The organism is Streptomyces candidus (assembly GCF_014207445.1).
Lineage (GTDB): Bacteria > Actinomycetota > Actinomycetes > Streptomycetales > Streptomycetaceae > Streptomyces > Streptomyces candidus.
On the sequence record NZ_JACHEM010000002.1, the window covers coordinates 13121 to 33167 of the forward strand.

The window sequence follows — 20047 nt, forward strand, 5'->3', positions numbered from 1 at the left end:
GGCAACCGTTTCCCTTGCCGTCACGTCCAGTTGAGGGAAGGGAGGTGTCATGGGTTGTCAGCGGTGGATCCGTCGACGCCGCCGTGGTGCCTCCGGGCCGTCGGACCGTCCCGATGGCGTACAAAGACCGGCCTCCCGGTTGCCCCACCCTTTCGTCACCCCCCTAGACTGAACCTCCAGCAGGTGGCTCACGCTCGAAAGGCGCCCCCGTGTCCATCGGCAACTCTCCAGACTCTCCAGGCACCCCTCCCGGCAACGCCCCTGAAGACGACCGTCCTTCGATCGGTCGTGCCCTCCAGCAGGCCCGGATCGCCGCAGGTCTGACGGTCGATGAAGTCAGCACGTCGACCCGGGTGCGCTCTCCGATCGTCCACGCCATCGAAGCGGACGACTTCTCCCGGTGCGGCGGCGACGTGTACGCCCGCGGCCACATCCGGATGCTCGCCGACGCCGTCGGCCTGGACCCGGCCGCGCTCGTCGCGCAGTACGACGGCGCGCACGGCGGGCGGCCCGCGCCGACGCCCGCCGCCCCTCTGTTCGAGGCGGAACGGATCAGGCCGGAGCGGCGCCGACCCAACTGGACGGCCGCCATGGTGGCGGCCATCGTCGCCGTGGTCGGCTACGTCGGTTTCACGATGTTCAGCGGCAACGACAAGGAGACGAGCTCCAGGAGCGTCGCGGAGGGAGCGACCGCCACCGCGCCCGCTCCGAAGAAGCCCACCGCGGTTCCCGTCAAACCCGCACCGCCCAAGCCGGACCGCTCGGACAGCGCCATCGCGGCCGTACCGACGGACCGGGTGACGGTCAAGATGGTGGTGACCGGCACCAAGAGCTGGGTCTCCGCACGTGCCTACAACGGGCGGCTGCTCTTCGACGGCACCCTCATGCAGGGCGAGTCGAAGACCTTCACCGACCCGCAGAAGCTGGACCTGGTGCTCGGCGACTCCGGGGCGATCCAGCTGTTCGTGAACGGCAAGGAGGTCCAGGACGACTTCAGTCCCGGCCAGGTCGAGCGCCTCACGTACACCAAGGGTGATCCGCAGGCGGGGTGATCACGCCCGTCGGCCGAGCTGATCCCGTCGCCGCCCCCGCTGCCGTTCTTCTCCGGCTGCGGGGGGCGTCTTCGCAGGTCAACGGGGGAAGCGGTGCGAGGGCGACCGGGGGCGGCCCCTCGTGGGGCGGGTGCGCGTGGGGACAAAGTAGTCTTGAGTCCATGCCCGAACGCCGCACCGTCGCCCTTGTCACTCTTGGCTGCGCCCGTAACGAGGTGGACTCGGAGGAGCTTGCAGGCCGCTTGGCAGCGGACGGCTGGGACCTCGTCGAGGACGCCGCGGACGCGGACGTCGCCGTCGTCAACACCTGCGGATTCGTCGAAGCCGCCAAGAAGGACTCCGTCGACGCCCTGCTCGAAGCCAATGACCTGAAGGACCACGGCCGCACCCGGGCCGTCGTCGCCGTGGGCTGCATGGCCGAGCGGTACGGCAAGGATCTCGCCGAGGCCCTGCCGGAGGCGGACGGCGTGCTCGGCTTCGACGACTACTCCGACATCTCCAACCGGCTCCAGACCATCCTGGCGGGCGGCAGCGTCGAGGCGCACACCCCGCGCGACCGCCGCAAGCTGCTGCCGATCAGCCCCGCCGAGCGGCAGAGTGCCGAGGTGTCGCTGCCGGGACACGCGCAGGAGGCCGCCCCCGTCCCCGAGGACCTGCCGGAGGGTGTCGCCCCGGTCTCCGGGCCCCGCGCACCGCTGCGCCGACGCCTGGGGTCCAGCCCGGTCGCCTCGGTGAAACTGGCGTCCGGCTGCGACCGGCGCTGCTCGTTCTGCGCCATTCCCTCCTTCCGCGGCTCCTTCATCTCGCGCCGGCCCAGCGACGTGCTCGGCGAGACGCGCTGGCTGGCCGAGCAGGGCGTCAAGGAGGTCATGCTGGTCTCCGAGAACAACACCTCGTACGGCAAGGACCTGGGCGACATCCGCCTCCTGGAGACCCTGCTGCCCGAGCTGGCGGACGTCGACGGCATCGAGCGGGTGCGCGTCAGTTACCTCCAGCCCGCCGAGATGCGGCCCGGCCTGATCGACGTCCTCACCTCGACCCCGAAGGTCGCCCCGTACTTCGACCTGTCCTTCCAGCACTCGGCACCCGGCGTACTGCGCGCGATGCGCCGGTTCGGGTCCACGGAACAGTTCTGGGGGCTGCGGGAGACGATCAGGAACAAGGCTCCGCAGGCCGGCGTCCGGTCCAACTTCATCGTGGGCTTCCCCGGCGAGAGCGAGGAGGACTTCGCAGAGCTGGAACGCTTCCTCACCGGCGCCCGCCTGGACGCCATCGGCGTGTTCGGCTACTCGGACGAAGAGGGCACCGAGGCCGTCACGTACGACAAGAAGCTGGACGACGACGTGATCGCCGAGCGCCTCGCGCATCTCTCCCGGCTCGCCGAGGAGCTCACCGCCCAGCGGGCGGAGGAGCGCATCGGCGAGACACTGGAGGTGCTCGTGGAATCCGTCGACCCCGACGACGAGGACGAACCCGCGGTGGGCCGCGCCGCGCACCAGGCGCCCGAGACGGACGGCCAGGTGGTCTTCACCACCGGTCACGGCTTGACGCCCGGTCGTATGGTCGTGGCAAAGGTGGTCGGCACCGAGGGCGTGGACCTCGTGGCCGAGCCGCTGCCCGGTGGGATCGGTGGGGCTGACGAGGTTCCTGAGGAGGCGGCCAGATGAGCGGAATCCCGGCGTCGGCAACGGGCGGTACCGGCAGAGCGCCGGTGACCGGCGCGAAGCTGAGTGCTGCGGGTGCTGCGGGCAGCGGTGGTGCTGCGAGCGCCGGGAGTGCGGTGGGTGCTGTGGTCGTGAGGCAGGCAAGTCTCTGGAACATCGCCAACATCCTGACGATGGTGCGGCTCGCGCTGGTGCCGGCCTTCGTCCTGCTGCTCCTCGCGGACGGCGGGTACGACCCCATATGGCGCGCGTGGGCATGGGCGGCGTTCGCCGTCGCGATGATCACGGACATCTTCGACGGGCATCTGGCGCGCACGTACAACCTGGTGACTGACTTCGGGAAGATCGCGGATCCGATCGCGGACAAGGCGATCATGGCGGCCGGTCTCATCTGTCTCTCGGGACTCGGCGACCTGTCGTGGTGGGTGACCGGGGTGATTCTCTTCCGGGAGCTCGGGATCACGCTGATGCGGTTCTGGGTGATCCGGCACGGCGTCATTCCGGCCAGTCGCGGCGGCAAGATGAAGACACTCGCCCAGGGCACGGCCGTCGGCATGTACGTGCTGGCGCTGACCGGGCCGCTGGCGACGTTCCGCTGGTGGGTGATGGCGGTGGCCGTCGTACTCACGGTGGTGACCGGTCTCGACTACGTACGGCAGGCGATCGTGCTGCGCCGGGCGGGCCTGGCAGCGGAGCGGGACGCCGGGTGATCTCAGGTTCCGCCGGTTCTGATCCCGGCGTGACGGCCGCCCGCTCCGCTTCTGTCGTCCTGGCAGCACTGCGGGGGCGGGGGGAGACCCTCGCCGTCGCCGAGTCACTGACCGGCGGGCTGGTGGCCGGCGAGCTGACGGGCGTGCCCGGGGCCTCCGCGGTCTTCCGGGGATCGGTGACGGCGTACGCGACGGAACTCAAGCGGGACCTCCTCGGCGTCGTGCCCGGTCTGCTGCGGGAGCGGGGCGCGGTGGACGCCGAGGTCGCGCGGCAGATGGCGGACGGCGCGCGCCGGGTGCTCGGCGCCGACTGGGGGATCGCGACGACGGGTGTGGCCGGGCCCGAGCCGCAGGACGGAAAGCCCGTCGGCACGGTCTTCGTGGCCGTCGCCGGGCCCGGCGGAGTGCGGAAAGTGACGGAGTTGCGGTTGAACGGCAGCCGTTCGGACATCCGTAGGGAGAGCGTGCGGGGCGTCCTCGAACTGCTTGCCGACTCGCTGGCCGAGGGATCACCTGAGAGGCCCGTGGGTGAACCCGCCGGGAACGCGCGGGCACAGGATACGGAACACAACGGGGGAACCTGATGTTTGCAGCCCTGAGTGAACACGACACCACTCCCCGCACGGCCGCAGCGCGAGGCGGTACGGTGGGGCGTGAAGGATGCGGCTACGCGGTCCGAGGAGGGAGCCACCGATGATTCTGCTCCGTCGCCTGTTGGGTGACGTGCTGCGTCGGCAGCGCCAGCGCCAGGGCCGTACTCTGCGCGAAGTCTCCTCGTCCGCCCGGGTTTCGCTCGGCTATCTCTCCGAGGTGGAGCGGGGGCAGAAGGAGGCATCCTCCGAGCTGCTTTCCGCGATCTGCGACGCGCTTGATGTACGGATGTCCGAGCTCATGCGGGAAGTGAGCGACGAACTCTCCCTGGCCGAACTGGCGGCGTCGGCTGCGGCCGGCGAAACGCCGGTACGTGCGCCGGTACGACCGATGCTCAATTCCGTCTCCGTGACGTCCGTTCCCGGGGTGACCGGTGTTTCCGGTATGCCCGGTGTGCAGACCGAGCGAGTGACGATCAAGGCACCTGCGGAAGCGGTGGGCGTCGTCGCTGCTTAGCGGGCCGAATGTGCGGAACGTGCTGCGTTTGCACGCGCCGCCACTGGAGTACAGCGTGGGCCGGGGCCCTGAACGACCTCTCGAACAACGAGCGGGCGGTCAGGGCCCCGGTCTTTGTGCTGCCCGGTGGGGCACGGCGTCCCGGACTCTTCGGAACCTGAACGGTCCACTGCCGCTTCGGCACCCCGAATGACCGAATTGGATCGGTTGTGGCAGGGTTGATAGGGAGGATTCAGGTTTCTTCGTTGTCTGAGGAGGACACTCCATGTCTGTCGTGAAGAGCACCCTGCCCGAGGCCGACCTCAAGACGGTCGGTGAGGCGCTGCAGGGCGCCCTGGTGGACCTGGTCGATCTGTCGCTGGTCGCCAAGCAGGTGCACTGGAACGTGGTGGGACCGCGATTCCGCTCCGTTCACCTCCAGCTCGACGATGTCGTCGCCTCGGCGCGGCTGCACTCCGACTCGGTCGCCGAGCGGGCCTCCGCGCTGGGGATCAACCCCGACGGACGGGCCGCCACCGTCTCCTCGTCCAGCGCGATCCAGGAGACGCCGACGGGATGGATCAAGGACACCGACGCGGTGCGGATCCTGGTGGACGCGCTCGGCGCCGTGATCCTGCGGATGCGCGAGCGGATCGAGGCGACGGAGGGGCCCGACGCCGTCACCCAGGACCTGATCATCGGACTCACCGCGGACCTGGAGAAGCATGCCTGGATGTTCCAGGCCGAGAGTGCGTGACGGAGTCCGAGCCGTCCGGGGGCCCGGAGCGAGGCGTACGGGGTGCGGGGCGCGCCGGTGGCGCAGGGGGGCATTGAGAGGCTCCCGGTGCTTCCGGTGCGCCCTCCCGTACGGGAAAGCCCGCGTCTAACGTCGGTCGGAGGAGGCAGCCATGGTGTGGCGCGACTTCTTGGGCGGCAAGGGTGTGCGGGATGTGCGGGGCGTGCGCCGAGCGGCGCTGGGAGCCCTGGGGCTGGTGCTCGGGGCGGTGTGGTGGTGGGCGGTATTGCGACTGGTGCTGGTGCCCGGGAGGGCCGGCCTGGTGGAGGGCGCGGTGGCGGCCGGCGGGTGGGGGTTGAGCCTGCTGCCGGTGCATGTGGCGGCACGGGGGCCGACGGGGCGCGGGGCGGCTGCCGGCGGGGGGAGGGGGGCCGGGTTGGCGGGGGGCGGGGCGGGTGTCTCCGGGGCGGGCGCGCGACGCCCGGTGGCGGGCGCGAGCCCGGGGGTGTGCACCGGGGCACCGCGACGCCGCCGTTGGGGCAAAGGATCTGGCCGGTCGTGAACGCGGCGGCATCCGAGGCGAGGTACAGGATCGCGTGGGCGCCGTCCTCGGGCTCACCGACGCGGCCGAGCGGGGTCATGCGGGTCACGGAGCTTCCGCGCGCTGCTGGGGGGGGATCGTGCCGGGCGGTCATGGGGGGTACGGGTCCACGTCTCGGTCCGCGCAGTGGACGGTGGCGCCCGCTTCGGCCAGGAGGACGGAGGTCGCGCGGCCGATGCCGCCGGCGGCGCCGGTGATGAACGCGGTGCGGTCGGCGAAGTCGTACGCCGACCGCCGCAAGGGTGGCGCGCCTCGTTCCCAGAGGGGCGTGGAGCGACCGTAAGCCCGGAGCTGATGGAGCGTCAGTTGACCGGGCCATGTTGGCAGTTCGGGCACCAGTAGGTCGGACGCTCGCGGGAGCCGTCGCCCTGGTCGGCCTTGCGGATCGGGGTGGCACAGCGGAGACAGGGACGCGACTCCCGGCCGTAGACGTAGAGACGGTCGGTGGACATGCGGCGGGGGAGGGGGGCGGTGCGCGGAACAGTGGTGGTGCGGTCCGTGCGGTCCTTGTTGACGTCCAGGAGGCGGTGGGCGGTGGCGACGAGCCGGACCGGGAGGTCGGGAGCGAGGTCGCCGACCGGGAGCCACGGGGTGACCCGCGCGAGGAAGCAGAGTTCGGACTTGTAGACGTTGCCGATGCCCGCGAGATTGCGTTGGTCGAGGAGGGCTTCCCCCACGGCGCGGTCGGGAACGGCCAGGAGGTTGCGGACGGCCTCGTCCTGGAGCGGCTCGCCCCAGAAAGGGGACAGGAGATCCGGGCCGAGGTGGCCGATGGCGGTGGGCTCGTCGGCGGTGTGCAGGAGTTCGAGGACGGGGAGGCGGTAGCCGACGGCTGTCGCGTCCGCGTTCTGGAGGACTGCGCGGATCTGGTGGGAGGGGCCGCCGCGCCAGGGCTCGCCGGGGGCGAAGATCCGCCAGGAGCCGTCCATGCGCAGGTGCGAGTGGAGGGTGAGGCCGCCCTCGATCCGTGCGAGGAGGTGCTTGCCGTACGGGGTGACGTCGAGAACCTCGCGGCCCGTCAGGTCGGAGGTGGCGAACCGGGGGACGCGTAGGTCGGAGCGGGTGAGGGGGCGGCCGGCCAGGGCGGCGTGCAGGCGGTGGGCGGCGAGCCAGACGGTGTCTCCTTCGGGCATGACTCCATGATGCGGGGCGGGGCGGACGGGGGCGGCCTCGACGGTGTTCTGGGGAGGGGCTTGGGGACGGGAGATGGAGCTGGCACAGCGGTGAGGGGTGGTGAGGGGCGCCGGGGGCGGGGGCGTGCCGGGGTGCCTGGGCGGGTGTGGGGCCCCGGGGGTGGTCTGTGGTGCCCTGGCGGTGCGTGCGGGCGAAGCACAGGGCGGCGTGGGCGTGTTCGCGGGGCGGCGGGGTGCGCGGTTCCCGGGCCTTGGGGAGGGGTGGGCGAGGGTCAGGGCCGGATGCGGAGGCCTTTGGGGGTGGCGTGGAAGCCGGCCGCCTCCAGGCCGCGGCCCAGGGGGGACGTCAGGGCGGAGGTGTTGTTGATGCGTTCGACGGTGACGGTGCCCAGTGCTCCGGCGCGGGCCGAGGCGGTGAGCGCTTCGGCTGCGGCGCGCAGGCGTGCGTCGGGCGCTTCCGCGGTGTCGGGGGCGTGCGGTGCGCCCGGGACGGGATCGAGCGCGATCTCGGGAACGGAGGCCGCTGACCCGTGCTCGGCCCACGCGAGGAGGGTCTTGCCGCCGCGTTCCATGTAGAGGGTCAGTTCGCCGTCGACCAGGACGACGAGGGAACCCGCTTTGCGGCCGGGCTTGTGCGTGACGCCCGCGGGAGGTTCCGGCCAGGGGAGAGCCGCGCCGTACGCGTTGGCGGGATCGGCGGCGGCCAGGACGACTGCCCGGTGCGGGGCGTCCCCCTCGGAGCGTTCTCGGGCGGTCGCGGCCGCGCGGAGGCGGTCGACCGCGCCGTCCATGGCGAACTGGGCCGCGCCGAGGCCCTCGACGACGTAACCGCGCCTCGCCTGCCCGCTGTCCTCGAACGCGGCGAGGATGCGGTAGACGGCCGAGAAGCCGCCCTCCACGCCCTCGGCGGCTACCGCGCCCCTGGTCACGACGCCGTGCCGGTCGAGAAGCGTTCGGGCGAGCGCGTGCGCGCGGTGGGTGGCGTCCGGCTCCTGGGACGGGAGCAGCGACCAGCGGCCCGCGACCGTGGGCGGGCCGGTGCGGGAGACCGGGCGGGCGGACGCGGACAGGGAGCCGTAACGGCCGCGCGGGATGCTGCGTTTGGCGCGGTGCGCGGTGGCGCCCGCCGTGCGCCCCGATCCGAGGAGGGCGCGCAGCGGAGCGAGGGTGTCGTTGGTGAGGCGGCCCGACCAGGCCAGGTCCCAGAGGGCGTCGGCCAGTTGGGGGTCGGTGGCCGCGGGGTGGGTGGTGGCGCGGACCTGGTCGGCGATCTGGCGGAAGAACAGTCCGTACCCGCCGGAGAGCGTGGTGAGGACGGACTCGTGCAGTGCGGACAGTTCGAGCGGGTGGGGCGGCGGGAGGAGGAGGGGGACGGTGTCGGCGAGGTAGAGCGAGACCCAGCCGTCCTTCCCCGGCAGCGCGCCCGCCCCGGCCCAGACCACTTCTCCGGTGGTGGTGAGTTCGTCGAGGAGGGCGGGGGTGTAGCCGGTGATGCGGGAGGGGAGGACGAGTTTTTCGAGGGCGGAGGCCGGGACGGGTGCTCCCTGCAGTTGCTCGACGCACCGCACGACCCCGTCGATCCCGCGCAGAGTGCCCGCGCCCGTGCTCCCGTAGTTCTGCCACTGGGGGAGGAAGGTGGCGAGGGCCGCGGGGGCGACCGGCTCCAGCTCCTGGCGCAGTGCGGCAAGGGAGCGGCGGCGCAGTCGTCGCAGGACCGTCGCGTCGCACCACTCCTGGCCGATGCCCGCCGGGTGGAACTCGCCCTGGACGACCCGGCCGTTCGCGGCGAGGCGGTGCAGGGCGCCGTCGGTGACCGCGGTGCCGAGGCCGAAGCGGGAGGCGGCGGTGGTGGACGTGAAAGGACCGTGGGTACGGGCGTACCGGGCCAGGAGGTCGCCGAGCGGGTCCTTGACCGGTTCGGTGAACGCCTCCGGGACGCCCACCGGGAGCGCCGTGCCGAGGGCGTCGCGCAGGCGGCCCGCGTCCTCGACGGCCGCCCAGTGGTCCTCCCCGGCGATCCGGACGCGGATCGCACGTCGCGCGTCGGCGAGGTCGGCGGGCCATTGCGGGTCCGCGCCGCGGGCGGTCAGTTCGGCGGTGGTGAGCGGTCCGAGGATCCGCAGCAGGTCGGCGACGCCCTCGGCGTCCTTGACGCGGCGGTCCTCGGTGAGCCATCGCAGTTCCTGCTCCAGCTGGGCGAGCACCTCCGCGTCGAGCAGTTCGCGCAGCTCCGCCTGGCCGAGCAGCTCGGCGAGGAGCCGGGAGTCGAGGGAGAGGGCCGCCGCGCGCCGTTCCGCGAGGGGGGAGTCGCCCTCGTACAGGAACTGCGCCACGTAGCCGAAGAGGAGGGAGCGGGCGAACGGGGACGGTTCGGGTGTGGTGACCTCGACGAGGCGGACCCGGCGGGCCTCGATGTCGCCCATCAGCTCCGTCAGGCCCGGTACGTCGAAGACATCTTGCAAGCACTCCCGGACGGCTTCGAGCACGATCGGGAAGGAACCGAACTCGCTCGCCACCTGGAGGAGCTGGGAGGCGCGCTGACGCTGCTGCCAGAGCGGGGTGCGCTTGCCGGGGGTGCGGCGGGGCAGGAGCAGCGCGCGGGCCGCGCATTCGCGGAAGCGGGCGGCGAACAGGGCGGAGCCGCCGACCTGGTCCGTGACGATCTGGGCGACCTCGCCCTTGTCGAACAGTGTGTCGGAAGCGCCGATGGGGGCCTGTTCGTTGTCGTACTCCCTGCCCAGCGGGCCGAGCGGCGCCGCCGGGGCCGGCTCGTCGAGCGGGTCCAGCCCCATGAGGTCGAGCCCCATCAGGTCCGCGTCCGGCAGGCGCAGCACGATGCCGTCGTCCGCGTGCATCACCTGGGCGTCCATGCCGTACTTCTCGGAGAGGCGGGCCCCGAGGGCGAGCGCCCACGGGGCGTGCACCTGGGCGCCGAACGGCGAGTGGACGACGACCCGCCAGTCGCCCAGCTCGTCGCGGAAGCGCTCGACGACGATCGTGCGGTCGTCCGGAACGTGGCCGGCGGCGCGGCGCTGCTCGTCGAGGTACGACAGGACGTTGTCGGCGGCCCAGTCGTCCAGGCCGGCGGCCTGGAGCCGGCTACGGGCCGCGTCGGGTGCCAGGTGGCCGATCTCCCGGAGGAAAGCGCCCAGCGCCCGGCCCAGTTCGAGGGGGCGGCCGAGCTGGTCGCCCTTCCAGAAGGGCAGCCGGCCCGGCACTCCGGGGGCGGGGGAGACCAGCACCCGGTCGCGGGTGATGTCCTCGATCCGCCAGGAGGTCGTGCCCAGGGTGAAGACGTCGCCCGCGCGGGACTCGTAGACCATCTCCTCGTCGAGTTCGCCGACCCGGCCGCCGCCCTTCTTCGGGTCGGATCCGGCCAGGAAGACGCCGAACAGGCCCCGGTCGGGGATGGTGCCGCCGGAGGTGACGGCGAGTCTCTGCGCCCCTGGCCGGCCCGTGACCGTACCGGCGATGCGGTCCCAGACGACGCGCGGGCGCAGCTCCGCGAAGGCGTCGGACGGGTAGCGTCCGGCGAGCATGTCCAGGACTGCGGTGAACGCGGACTCGGGCAGCGACGCGAAGGGCGCGGCGCGCCGGGCCAGCGCGAGGAGGTCGTCGGCCTGCCAGATGTCCATGGCGACCATGGCGACGAGCTGCTGGGCCAGGACGTCGAGGGGGTTGGCCGGGATGCGCAGGGACTCGATGTCGCCGCTGCGCATCCGCTCGGTGACCACGGCGGCCTGCACCAGATCGCCCCGGTACTTGGGGAAGACGACGCCCGTCGAGACCGCCCCGACCTGGTGGCCCGCGCGGCCCACCCGCTGGAGACCGGAGGCGACGGACGGCGGCGACTCGACCTGGATCACCAGGTCCACCGCGCCCATGTCGATGCCGAGTTCGAGACTGGAGGTGGCGACGACGGCGGGCAGCCGCCCCGCTTTCAGGTCCTCCTCGACGAGGGAGCGCTGCTCCTTGGACACCGAGCCGTGGTGCGCGCGGGCCAGCAGCGGCGGGGCTCCCTGGGCCGCTCCCGACTGGCCCATGAGTTCGGCAGGAGAGCTGCCCTCGGGGAGCGTTTCGCCGGTGGCCCTCTCGTACGCGATCTCGTTGAGGCGGTTGCACAGGCGCTCGGCGAGGCGGCGGGAGTTGACGAAGACGATCGTCGAGCGGTGCGCCTGGACGAGGTCGGCGATGCGCTCCTCCACCTGCGGCCAGATGGAGGGCTTGTCGCCCTGGTCGTCCTCCTTGGCGGGCGAGCCGCCCAACTCGCCCATGTCCTCGACGGGCACGACCACCGACAGGTCGAAGACCTTGGTGGACGGTGGCTGGACGATCTCGACCTTGCGCTGCGGGGACAGGAAACGGGCCACCTCGTCCACCGGGCGGACCGTGGCGGACAGGCCGATGCGGCGGGCGGGGCGGGGCAGCAGTTCGTCCAGCCGCTCCAGCGACACGGCGAGATGGGCGCCGCGCTTGGTGCCCGCGACCGCGTGCACCTCGTCCAGGATCACCGTCTCGACGCCCTCCAGGGCGGTGCGGGCCGAGGAGGTGAGCATCAGGAACAGCGACTCGGGGGTCGTGATGAGGATGTCCGGCGGTTTCGTCGCGATCGACCGGCGTTCGGCGGGCGGGGTGTCGCCGGAGCGGATGCCGACCCTGATGTCCGGCTCGGGCAGCCCGAGCCGGACGGATTCCTGGCGGATGCCGGTGAGCGGGCTGCGCAGGTTGCGTTCGACGTCCACCGCGAGGGCCTTCAGCGGCGAGATGTAGAGCACCCGGCAGCGCTTCTTCGCGTCCGCGGGCGGCGGAGTGGATGCGAGGGAGTCGAGCGAGGCGAGGAACGCGGCCAGGGTCTTGCCCGAGCCGGTCGGAGCCACCACCAGCACGTCCGAGCCCTCGGCGAGGGCGTTCCAGGCGCCCTCCTGGGCCGCCGTGGGCGTACGGAAGGCCCCCGTGAACCAGCCCCTGGTCGCGGGGGAGAACGAGTCGAGCGCTGTCCTCACCATGGTCCCCATCGTGCACCCCACCACTGACAATCGGCCGCCCACATCCCGTCCGCAGCGCGGACACGCAGGTCAGGGGCGTGGCGCAGGGCGCAGAATGGGCGAATGGAGAGGGCAGCGACGGCCACCGGCCGCGACGGCGAGTGGGCGCGGCACTGGCACTGCCCCGGCGTCCCCGGCCTCGACCTGCTGCGGGCCTGCTACGTCCGGCACTCGTTCGCGCGGCACAGTCACGAGGGGTACGTGCTCGGCGCGGTCCGCCGGGGCATCGAGGACGTCCGCATGCCGGACGGCACGATCAGCGCAGTGCCCGGCAGCGTCGTCATGATCAACCCGGAGGTGCCGCACTCGGCCCGCGCCGGCGTCCCCGAGGGCTGGTCGTACGCCACGCTCTACCCGTCGCGGGACCTGGTCGCGGAGGTGGCCGCGGAGATCACGACGTTGCGCGGCACCCCGGGGTTCGCCGAGACCATCGTCGAGGACCAGGAGACCTCCCGGCTCATCCACGAGGTGCACCGGGCGGCCGAGGAGGGCAACGCGCTCGCCGCCGACAGCCTGGTCCGGATCGCGCTCGCCCGGATGCTGCGTCTGCACGGCTTTTCCCTGCCGGTCCGCAGGTCCGGCGCCGCGGCTGCCCGCACCGCTGCGGCGGCCCGGGAAATCCTGCTGGAACGGATGGACCGGCCGCCGCCGCTGGAAGGCCTGGCGTACGAACTGGGGACCGACCCCTTCGCGCTGCTGCGTGCCTACAAGGCCGCGTACGGACTGCCTCCGCACACCTGGCTCACCAACGCGCGCGTACAGCGTGCGCGGCTCCTCCTGGACGCCGGCGCGACCCCCGCGGACGCCGCCCTGGCGGTCGGCTTCTCCGACCAGCCGCACCTCAACCGGCACTTCACCAGGATCGTCGGGGTGCCGCCGGGCGCCTACCGCCGCGAGCGTGCAAGAACGTACAAGACCGGCGGCCCCCCGCCCTCGTAGCGTCCCCGGTGTGGCAGATCAGACAGCATCCCCGAAATGTCAGGACATACGGACAACAGGATCAGGAGTGTGCGGAGCCGAGCCAAGACGGACTCCGCCGTCGTCGGGGACGCACTCGGCGTCGGTTTCGCCGTCGGGCTCTCCGGCTTCGCCTTCGGAGTGACATCGGCAGGCGCCGGGCTCACCCTCGCGCAGACCTGCGCGCTCAGCCTGCTGGTGTTCACCGGCGCCTCGCAGTTCGCACTCGTGGGGGCGCTCGCGGCAGGAGGCAACCCGCTCGCCGCGGCGGCCGGCGCCTTCTTCCTCGGCGTCCGCAACACCTTCTACGGACTGCGCCTCTCGCAACTGCTCGCGCTGCCCCGCCTCGTACGCCCCCTCGCGGCACAGGCGGTCATCGACGAGACGGCGGCCGTCGCGCTCGCCCAGCCCACCCGGCGCCGTGCGCGCATCGGTTTCACCGTCACCGGGCTCACCCTCTACGTGCTGTGGAACCTCACCACGCTGCTCGGGGCGCTGGGCGCGGAGGCCATCGGGGACACGAACGCCTGGGGGCTGGACGCCGCCGGACCGGCCGTCTTCCTCGCACTGCTCGGTCCGATGCTGCGCACGGCGACGGAACGCCTGGTCGCGGGACTCGCCGTGCTGCTGGGGCTCGGACTGCTGCCCGTGCTGCCCGGCGGTGTGACCGTACTGGTCGCCGCGCTGGCCGCGCCGCTGGTGCTCTTCCTCAAAGGGCGCGGTGAGCGTCGGACGCACATTCCGAAGGAGGACGTCCGTTGAGCGTCTGGATCGCCATTCTGGCCACCGCCGCCGGCTGCTACTTCGCCAAACTGCTCGGGCTGCTCGTGCCCGCGACCGCACTGGAGAGGCCGCTCGTCCAGAAGCTCGCCGCCCTCCTGCCGGTCGCCCTGCTGGCCGCGCTCACCGCGCAGCAGACCTTCGCCACGGGGCAGCACCTGGTGCTGGACGCGCGGGCAGCCGGGCTGGTCGCCGCCGCCGTCGCGCTGGTGCTGCGGGCGCCGTTCCTGGTCGTGGTCGGTGCGGCGGTCGCCGTGACCGCGGGGGCGCGCGTCCTCGGAGGCTGAACACCGCCCGCGGCGAGGCGCGCCTCAGCCGATCTCCCTGCCGTACGCGCGCAGCGTCAGCAGCGCCTCGATCGTGACGAGCGGGCGCGCCTCCAGGCCGGTCCCCGGCGCCCACACCCGCCACCGGACCGGCCAGCCGCCGTCCTCCTGCTGCTCGGCCGCCAGGAAGTCCAGCGAGCGCGCCATCTCCTCGTCGGTGAACCAGCCGCGCGCCAGCGACTGCGGCTCGCGCGCGTAGTCGTACGCGAAATGGTGCTCGCCCGGGGCGTACCCCGGAGCCACCGGAACCTCCTCGCGCCGCGACGGGTCGAGCACCACGAGCCGCTGGGAGCGCACCAGCCGCCCGAGCCGGTCCGCCGCCGCCCGGGCCCGCGGGCGGTCCGGGACACCGTCCAGGAAGGCGACCGCAGCCTGCACCTCGTACGGGTGGGAGGTCTCCAGCGACTCGACCGCCGCCCAGCAGAAGTCGGTGGCCCGGAACAGCCAGGCGTGCCACACCTCGTTCCGGTGCAGCACGCCGACCACCGGCCCCGTGGCCAGCAGTTCGCTCGGCGGATCGTCGACGACGGGCACGAAAGGCGCCGCCGGATAGCCGCGCTGCGAGGGATGCACCGCCGGCAGCGCGCCGTCCTTCGCCGAGACCTCCGTCAGATAGCGGCACACACGCTCCACCCGCGGGCCGCGGCACCGGCCGATCGTCTCCAGCACCCGCAGCGCGTGCGCCGTGTGCAGCGGCTGGCTCACCGGACCCCGCAGGTCGGGCTCCAGGGCGTGGCCGAAACCCCCGTCCCCACCCGCGTACGCGGCGAGCGCGGTCTCGACCGGATCCGCGCCGCCGTCCAGGAAGTGGTACGCGAAGCGCCGCTGCTCCAGCACCCGTGCGGTCAACCACACGAACTGTCCGGCACGGGCGAGGGAGGACTCTCCATTTCCAGCCATGTGCCGACGGTAGGGCGGAAAGCGCTTGAGGCAAGGGGCGCGGACCACCGTGCACTCTCAGGGGCGCGATACTGGTGTCATGCGGTTGACGATTTTCTGGGAGCGGATGGCGGCGCACTTCGGCGAGAGCTACGCCGATTCCTTCGCCCGTGACCACGTGATGTCCGCACTCGGCGGCCGGACGGTGCACGAGGCGCTCGACGCCGGCTGGGACGCCAAGACCGTGTGGCACGCCGTGTGCACCGCCATGGACGTCCCGCAGAGCATGCGCTGAACCGCGCGGCGCCTGCCACGAGCCGAACGCCGGACCGCCCACCCGGCGACACGGGTACGCCCCCCTCGCACTCATGAGTGACACTTGGCCCCGTGGCCCCCACAGACGAGACCGCCCAGGACCAGGCGAAAGCCGCGGAACCCGACCGGCCGAGCACCGCGCCCCCCGTCGGCCCGGCCCGGATGCCCCGGTGGCTGCCGCGCGCCATGGTGCTCGGACTGGCCCTCTACGCCTGCTACCAGCTCGGCGACTGGGCCTTCCACCAGCTCATCGGCCTCCTGCTGAACATCGTGATCGCCTTCTTCCTCGCCCTCGCGGTGGAGCCCGCGGTCGGCCGGATGGCGGCCCGCGGCATGCGCCGAGGCCTCGCCACCTTCCTGGTGTTCTTCGGCGTCATGGTCGTGGGCGTCGGTTTCGTCGTGATGCTCGGTTCGATGCTGGCCGGACAGATCGTGGAGATGGTCGGGGAGTTCCCCAAGTACCTCGACTCGGTGATCAGCTGGGTCAACCAGATCTTCCGCACCAGCCTGTCCAGGGTCGAGGTGCAGGACAGCCTGCTGCGCTCCGACTGGCTCCAGAAGTACGTGCAGAACAGTGCGAGCGGCGTTCTCGACGTCTCGACGACCGTGCTGGGCGGCCTGTTCAAACTGCTGACGATCTTTCTGTTCTCGTTCTACTTCGCAGCCGACGGCCCCCGGCTGCGCCGCGCGCTGTGCTCCGTACTGCCGCCCGCCCGCCAGATGGAGGTGCTGCGGGCCTGGGAGATCGCCGTCGACAAGACCGGCGGCTACCTGTACTCGCGCGGACTGATGGCGTTGATCTCGGGGGTCGCGCACTACATCCTGCTGGTGGCCCTCGGAGTGCCGTACGCCCCGGCGCTCGCCGTGTGGGTCGGGCTGATCTCGCAGTTCATCCCGACCATCGGCACCTACCTGGCGGGTGCGCTGCCGATGCTGATCGCCTTCAAGGAGAACCCCTGGTACGCGCTGTGGGTGCTCTGCTTCGTGGTCGTCTACCAGCAGTTCGAGAACTACCTCCTGCAGCCCAAGCTCACGGCGAAGACCGTCGACATCCACCCGGCCGTCGCCTTCGGCTCGGTCGTCGCAGGTACGGCCCTTATGGGCGCGGTCGGCGCGCTCATCGCGATCCCCGCCGTCGCCACGCTCCAGGCCTTCCTGGGGGCGTACGTGAAGCGGTACGACGTGACCGACGACCCGCGGGTACAGGGCCACCACCGCAGCAGGCGCGCCTCGGCCCTGGCACGGATGCGCGCCGCCCTGAACCGCAGCCGCGACGCCCAGCCCCCGCCCCCCGCTCGGGAGGACGCCGACTGAGCGACGGCGTCCGGCCGCGCCTACGGATGGCGTTGGAGTTCCGCCTTCGGGAGCAGCCGGCGCAGCGGGCGGGGCAGCCACCACGCACGCCGGCCCAGCAGTTGCATCACCGCGGGCACGATCAGGCAGCGGATGACCACGGCGTCCAACAGGATCGCCACCGCCAGGCCCAGGCCGAACTGCTGGAGCACCCAGTGCGACCAGGCCCATCAGGGCGATGATCACCGTGCAGCCCGCGAAGAACACCGTACGGCCGGCCGCGTCCAGGGCGGTTCCGGCGGCCTGCTCCGACACGGCGCCCTTGAGCAGCTCGCTCCGGTAGCGCGAGAAGATCAGCAGCGCGTAGTCGATGCCGACGCCCAGCCCCACCAGCATCATGATCGGCGGGGTGAAGTCGGCGACGTTCGCCAGATGCGAGGCGAGCGCGATCAGAGCCACCGAACTGCCCACCGCGAACAGGGCGGTGAGCACCGGCAGACTCGCGGCGATCAGCGAACCGAAGAGGAACACCAGGATCACGAGCGCGCCCAGGACGCCCGCACCCTCGGCCGCCCCGCCCCCGCCCTCCTCCGCGTTACGGGCCGCGCCGCCTCCGACCGCCGCCGTGACCCCCTCGCCGTCGACGGCGTCGACCGCCGCGATGACTCGGCGTACGTCCTCGGCGGGAACATCCTGCTCCCGTCCGTCCAGCGTCACCGTGGCGTACGCGACGGTCCCGCTCCCGGAGACGGCCGCCCGGTCCTCGTACGGGCTGCGCACGTCCACGACCCGGGGCAGCCCGGAGACCTCGCGGAGCATCCCCTCGACCCTGCCGCGCACCGCGGGGTCGGCGATGCCCCGCGGCGCCCCGACGACGACCTGCAGGGTCGCGTCCGCCTGCGCCGACCCGTGTTCCTCCAGTACGGACTGTGCCCGGTGGGAGTCGGTGCCGGGCAGCGAGAAGTCGTTGTGGTAGGCGCTGCCGACGGTCACGGAAGCACCGGTGAGCGCGGCGACCAGCACCACCCACACGACGAGCGCGCGCCGGCGGTGCGTGTGCGAGAAGGCGGCGAGGCGCTCGAAGACGCTGCCACGGCGGGTCGGTGGCGGTTGTTTGCCCAGGGTGGTCATACGAACTTCTCAAGAGGATGGAGAGGCAAAGGGGGGCGGCAGGGATGCCCGCGGCGTTCGGGCGCGGTGCTTCAGAGGTACGAGGGGCGGGTCACCCGCTTCCGGAAGGCGTGCCACATCCACGCCTGGACGACGACCAGCAAGGCGGTGACCACCAGCAGCGCGGGCACGAGCAGCGAGAGCGTCGCGCCGTCCGCCGCGGACGCGGCCCACGGCAGCCCCGCACCGGCGGACACGACGACCGCGGCCATCAGGACGGAGGTCAGGGCGAACGACTGCCACGGACCGCCGCGCCCGACCAGCCGCCGGGCCCGCTCGTACGGCGCGCCCGTCAGGCGCAGCGCCGCGAACCCCAGCCCGTGCACCGCGAACAGCGAGGCGACCGCCAGGGCGCACAGGACGGCGACCGGGCCCGTCGCGACCCTGTCCGGCGTCCCCGTGAACAGTGCGCACAGCAGCCACCCCCAGGACAGCGCGACGGCCCAGCTCCCGCCCACCACCGCCGCGTCGCAGACCGTCCGCCACCCGCGCCCGCCGGTGCGCCCGCGCAGCCACAGCCCCGCGTCGCGCACCACCCAGCCCGTCAGCAGCGGCAGGACGACCAGGAACTGTCCGGTCAGCAACTCCCCTTCGAGGGTGGGGAAGGCCCCGATGAGCAGCCCGGCCGTCGCGATCAGCCACACCTCGTTGCCGAGGAAGAAGGGGGCGAAGGAGGCCAGTACGAGGCGCCGTTCGGCGTCGTTCCGTCCCAGCCGGGCCAGGAGCATCCCGGTGCCGATGTCGGCTCCGCCGAGGACGAAGTAGCCGGCGGCGAAGAAGCCGAGCAGGGTGAGAGCGAGGGTTTCCACGGCGGGTCTCCTCAGGGAGGGGGAGGGCAGGAGGTGCTCAGTAACGTGCGAGCGGCAGCGGTGCGGCGGAGCCGTGTGTGTGCTCCTCGGCGTCCTCGCGGTCGTCGTGGCCGAGTCCGGCGTCGACGGGGCCCCGGCGCGCACAGCGCAGCAGGAGCCACCAGTTCACGGCGATCAGCAGCGCGAACAGCACGGTGAAGGTGATCAGCGAGGCCCGCATCGCGCCCGGCGAGAGCCCCGAGACCGCGTCCTCGGTCTTCAGCAGCCCGTACACCACCCAGGGCTGCCGGCCGGCCTCCCGGAAGATCCAGCCGCTGATCATCGCGAGGTACGGCAGCGGTACGGACGCCATCAGGAGCAGGTGCCAGAGTCGGAACCGGTACAGCGTCGTCCTGACGGAAGCGAGAACGACGTTGCCGATGCCGAGGTACAGCATCAGGGCGAACGAGATAAGCATCGTCAGCCCGCCGCCCCTGGTCCACGCCTCGGAGGGCACGTAGTCGCCGGGGCCGAAACGAGCCGTCAACTCCGCCTGCAGGCGTGCCATGTCGGCGGCCTCCTGGCTGAATACGGCCGATTTCATGGGTTGCAGCGAGGCGAGCTCAGCGAACTGCACACCGCCGAAGGCCGCCGTCACCAACAGCGCGGGCAGCGCCAGGAACACCCCGATGCGCAGGCTCTTCCCGAAGAACTCCCACTCCGGCGTGCGCCGGAACAGGTGGTACGCACTCACCCCCGCGACGAAGAACCCGGCCGTCAGCAGCGCCCCGCCCAGGATGTGCCCGAAGGCCAGCAGGGTGCTGGGATTGGTCATCAGCGCCCCGGCGTCCGCCAGTACGAGCCGGCCGCCTTCCTCCGCGTGCCCCACGGGGTGGTTGAGGAATCCGTTGGCGACGAGGATCCAGTAGGCCGACAGCAGGGCGGTCAGCGTGACGACCCAGATCATCGCCAGGTGCGCCCACCGGTTGAAGCGGTGCCATCCGAAGATCCACAGACCCAGGAACGTCGACTCCACGAAGAACGCGGCGACCGTCTCCACCGCCAGGGGCGCCCCGAAGACGTTGCCCGCGTAGTGGGTGAGTCCGTTCCAGCTCATCCCGAACTGGAACTCCATCACGATGCCGGTGACGATTCCCACCGCGTAGTTGATGACGTACAACTGCCCCCAGAAACGCACCATCCGTGCGTGCAGTGCGCTGCGGCTGAACGTCGCCCGGGTCTGGAGGCACGCCACGACGAGCGCCAGCCCCAGCGTGAGGGCGACGAACAGGAAGTGCCCGCCCGCCGTCAGGGCGAACTGGAGCCGCGCGAGGTCCACCGTCTCCGGATCCGGTACGGGAGGGGCCTGCGCGAGGAGGTGCCGTGCGACGAGGTCGTGCATGTGTGCTGCCACGCCCACAGCGTCGGCGCGCGGCAGGGTGCGGGGCGTCGGCCGCTCGGCGACACCTGCGCTACCCCGCCGGTTGCGGCCGGTCCGCCGCACGTACCCCG

17 protein-coding genes and 2 pseudogenes are annotated in these 20047 nt (G+C 72.2%); 11 read left to right on the top strand and 8 right to left on the bottom strand.

Features of this window, described 5'->3' with window-relative positions; translation table 11 throughout:
* Positions 1-209 precede the first annotated feature (209 nt).
* From HNQ79_RS03130 to HNQ79_RS03155, 6 genes are all read left to right on the top strand, one after another.
* Positions 210-1052 carry a helix-turn-helix domain-containing protein gene (locus HNQ79_RS03130; RefSeq protein WP_185026637.1) on the top strand — a complete coding sequence of 281 codons (843 nt, stop codon included), beginning with the start codon at positions 210-212 and terminating at the stop codon, positions 1050-1052.
* A gap of 161 nt (positions 1053-1213) precedes the next feature.
* On the top strand, positions 1214-2719 hold the full coding sequence (rimO, locus tag HNQ79_RS03135; RefSeq protein ID WP_185026639.1) for a 30S ribosomal protein S12 methylthiotransferase RimO: 1506 nt from the start codon (positions 1214-1216) through the stop codon (positions 2717-2719).
* Entirely contained in the window at positions 2716-3426 is a 711-nt protein-coding gene (gene pgsA / locus HNQ79_RS03140) for a CDP-diacylglycerol--glycerol-3-phosphate 3-phosphatidyltransferase (RefSeq protein WP_185026641.1), read from the top strand. Before rimO ends, pgsA begins: the two co-directional genes overlap by 4 nt.
* Before the next feature lie 29 nt (positions 3427-3455).
* Positions 3456-4010: a CinA family protein gene (locus tag HNQ79_RS03145; protein WP_185026643.1), complete on the top strand. Its 555-nt coding sequence runs from the start codon at positions 3456-3458 to the stop codon at positions 4008-4010.
* 109 nt (positions 4011-4119) lie between these two features.
* On the top strand, positions 4120-4533 hold the full coding sequence (locus HNQ79_RS03150) for a helix-turn-helix domain-containing protein (protein ID WP_185026645.1): 414 nt from the start codon (positions 4120-4122) through the stop codon (positions 4531-4533).
* A 265-nt stretch (positions 4534-4798) separates the two neighbouring features.
* Positions 4799-5269, top strand: coding sequence for a Dps family protein (locus tag HNQ79_RS03155; protein WP_185026647.1), 471 nt, complete (start codon positions 4799-4801; stop codon positions 5267-5269).
* A gap of 563 nt (positions 5270-5832) precedes the next feature.
* On the opposite strand, the pseudogene HNQ79_RS34730 reads toward HNQ79_RS03155, so the two are convergent.
* The 4 genes and pseudogenes from HNQ79_RS34730 to HNQ79_RS03170 form a co-directional block, all read right to left on the bottom strand.
* Positions 5833-5943: pseudogene (locus HNQ79_RS34730) on the bottom strand (3-oxoacyl-ACP reductase); the annotation flags it as partial.
* A complete protein-coding gene (locus tag HNQ79_RS33445) occupies positions 5940-6089 on the bottom strand; it encodes an SDR family NAD(P)-dependent oxidoreductase (protein WP_229923223.1) in 150 nt (49 codons plus the stop codon). The gene HNQ79_RS33445 and the pseudogene HNQ79_RS34730, both read right to left, overlap by 4 nt.
* 62 nt (positions 6090-6151) lie before the next feature.
* Complete coding sequence (locus HNQ79_RS03165; protein WP_185026649.1) at positions 6152-6982, bottom strand: Fpg/Nei family DNA glycosylase; 831 nt, start codon at positions 6980-6982, stop codon at positions 6152-6154.
* A 272-nt stretch (positions 6983-7254) separates the two neighbouring features.
* Entirely contained in the window at positions 7255-11988 is a 4734-nt protein-coding gene (locus tag HNQ79_RS03170) for a DEAD/DEAH box helicase (protein WP_185026651.1), read from the bottom strand.
* 102 nt (positions 11989-12090) lie between these two features.
* On the opposite strand from HNQ79_RS03170, the gene HNQ79_RS03175 reads away from it, so the two are divergent.
* Genes HNQ79_RS03175 through HNQ79_RS03185 form a run of 3 tightly spaced genes read left to right on the top strand, consistent with a single transcriptional unit; the run spans position 12091 to position 14051 of the window.
* On the top strand, positions 12091-12966 hold the full coding sequence (locus tag HNQ79_RS03175) for an AraC family transcriptional regulator (RefSeq protein ID WP_185026653.1): 876 nt from the start codon (positions 12091-12093) through the stop codon (positions 12964-12966).
* A 36-nt stretch (positions 12967-13002) separates the two neighbouring features.
* Positions 13003-13746: an AzlC family ABC transporter permease gene (locus HNQ79_RS03180; RefSeq protein WP_185026655.1), complete on the top strand. Its 744-nt coding sequence runs from the start codon at positions 13003-13005 to the stop codon at positions 13744-13746.
* On the top strand, positions 13743-14051 hold the full coding sequence (locus HNQ79_RS03185) for an AzlD domain-containing protein (protein ID WP_185026657.1): 309 nt from the start codon (positions 13743-13745) through the stop codon (positions 14049-14051). Before HNQ79_RS03180 ends, HNQ79_RS03185 begins: the two co-directional genes overlap by 4 nt.
* Positions 14052-14075: 24 nt before the next feature.
* On the opposite strand, the gene HNQ79_RS03190 is transcribed toward HNQ79_RS03185, so the two are convergent.
* Positions 14076-14990 (bottom strand): hypothetical protein, encoded by a 915-nt coding sequence (locus HNQ79_RS03190; RefSeq protein ID WP_185026659.1) that lies wholly within the window; start codon positions 14988-14990, stop codon positions 14076-14078.
* A gap of 79 nt (positions 14991-15069) precedes the next feature.
* Between HNQ79_RS03190 and HNQ79_RS03195 the strand changes: the two genes are divergently transcribed.
* Entirely contained in the window at positions 15070-15264 is a 195-nt protein-coding gene (locus HNQ79_RS03195; RefSeq protein WP_185026661.1) for a DUF3046 domain-containing protein, read from the top strand.
* A gap of 182 nt (positions 15265-15446) precedes the next feature.
* Entirely contained in the window at positions 15447-16598 is a 1152-nt protein-coding gene (locus tag HNQ79_RS03200; protein ID WP_185027568.1) for an AI-2E family transporter, read from the top strand.
* Positions 16599-16618: 20 nt separating this feature from the next.
* On the opposite strand, the pseudogene HNQ79_RS03205 reads toward HNQ79_RS03200, so the two are convergent.
* From HNQ79_RS03205 to HNQ79_RS03215, 3 genes and pseudogenes are all read right to left on the bottom strand, one after another.
* Positions 16619-17708 (bottom strand): annotated as a pseudogene (locus HNQ79_RS03205) (MMPL family transporter).
* A 71-nt stretch (positions 17709-17779) separates the two neighbouring features.
* A complete protein-coding gene (locus HNQ79_RS03210) occupies positions 17780-18556 on the bottom strand; it encodes a cytochrome d ubiquinol oxidase subunit II (RefSeq protein WP_185026663.1) in 777 nt (258 codons plus the stop codon).
* Positions 18557-18593: 37 nt separating this feature from the next.
* Positions 18594-19949 (bottom strand): cytochrome ubiquinol oxidase subunit I, encoded by a 1356-nt coding sequence (locus tag HNQ79_RS03215; protein ID WP_229923221.1) that lies wholly within the window; start codon positions 19947-19949, stop codon positions 18594-18596.
* Between the last annotated feature and the right edge of the window lie 98 nt (positions 19950-20047).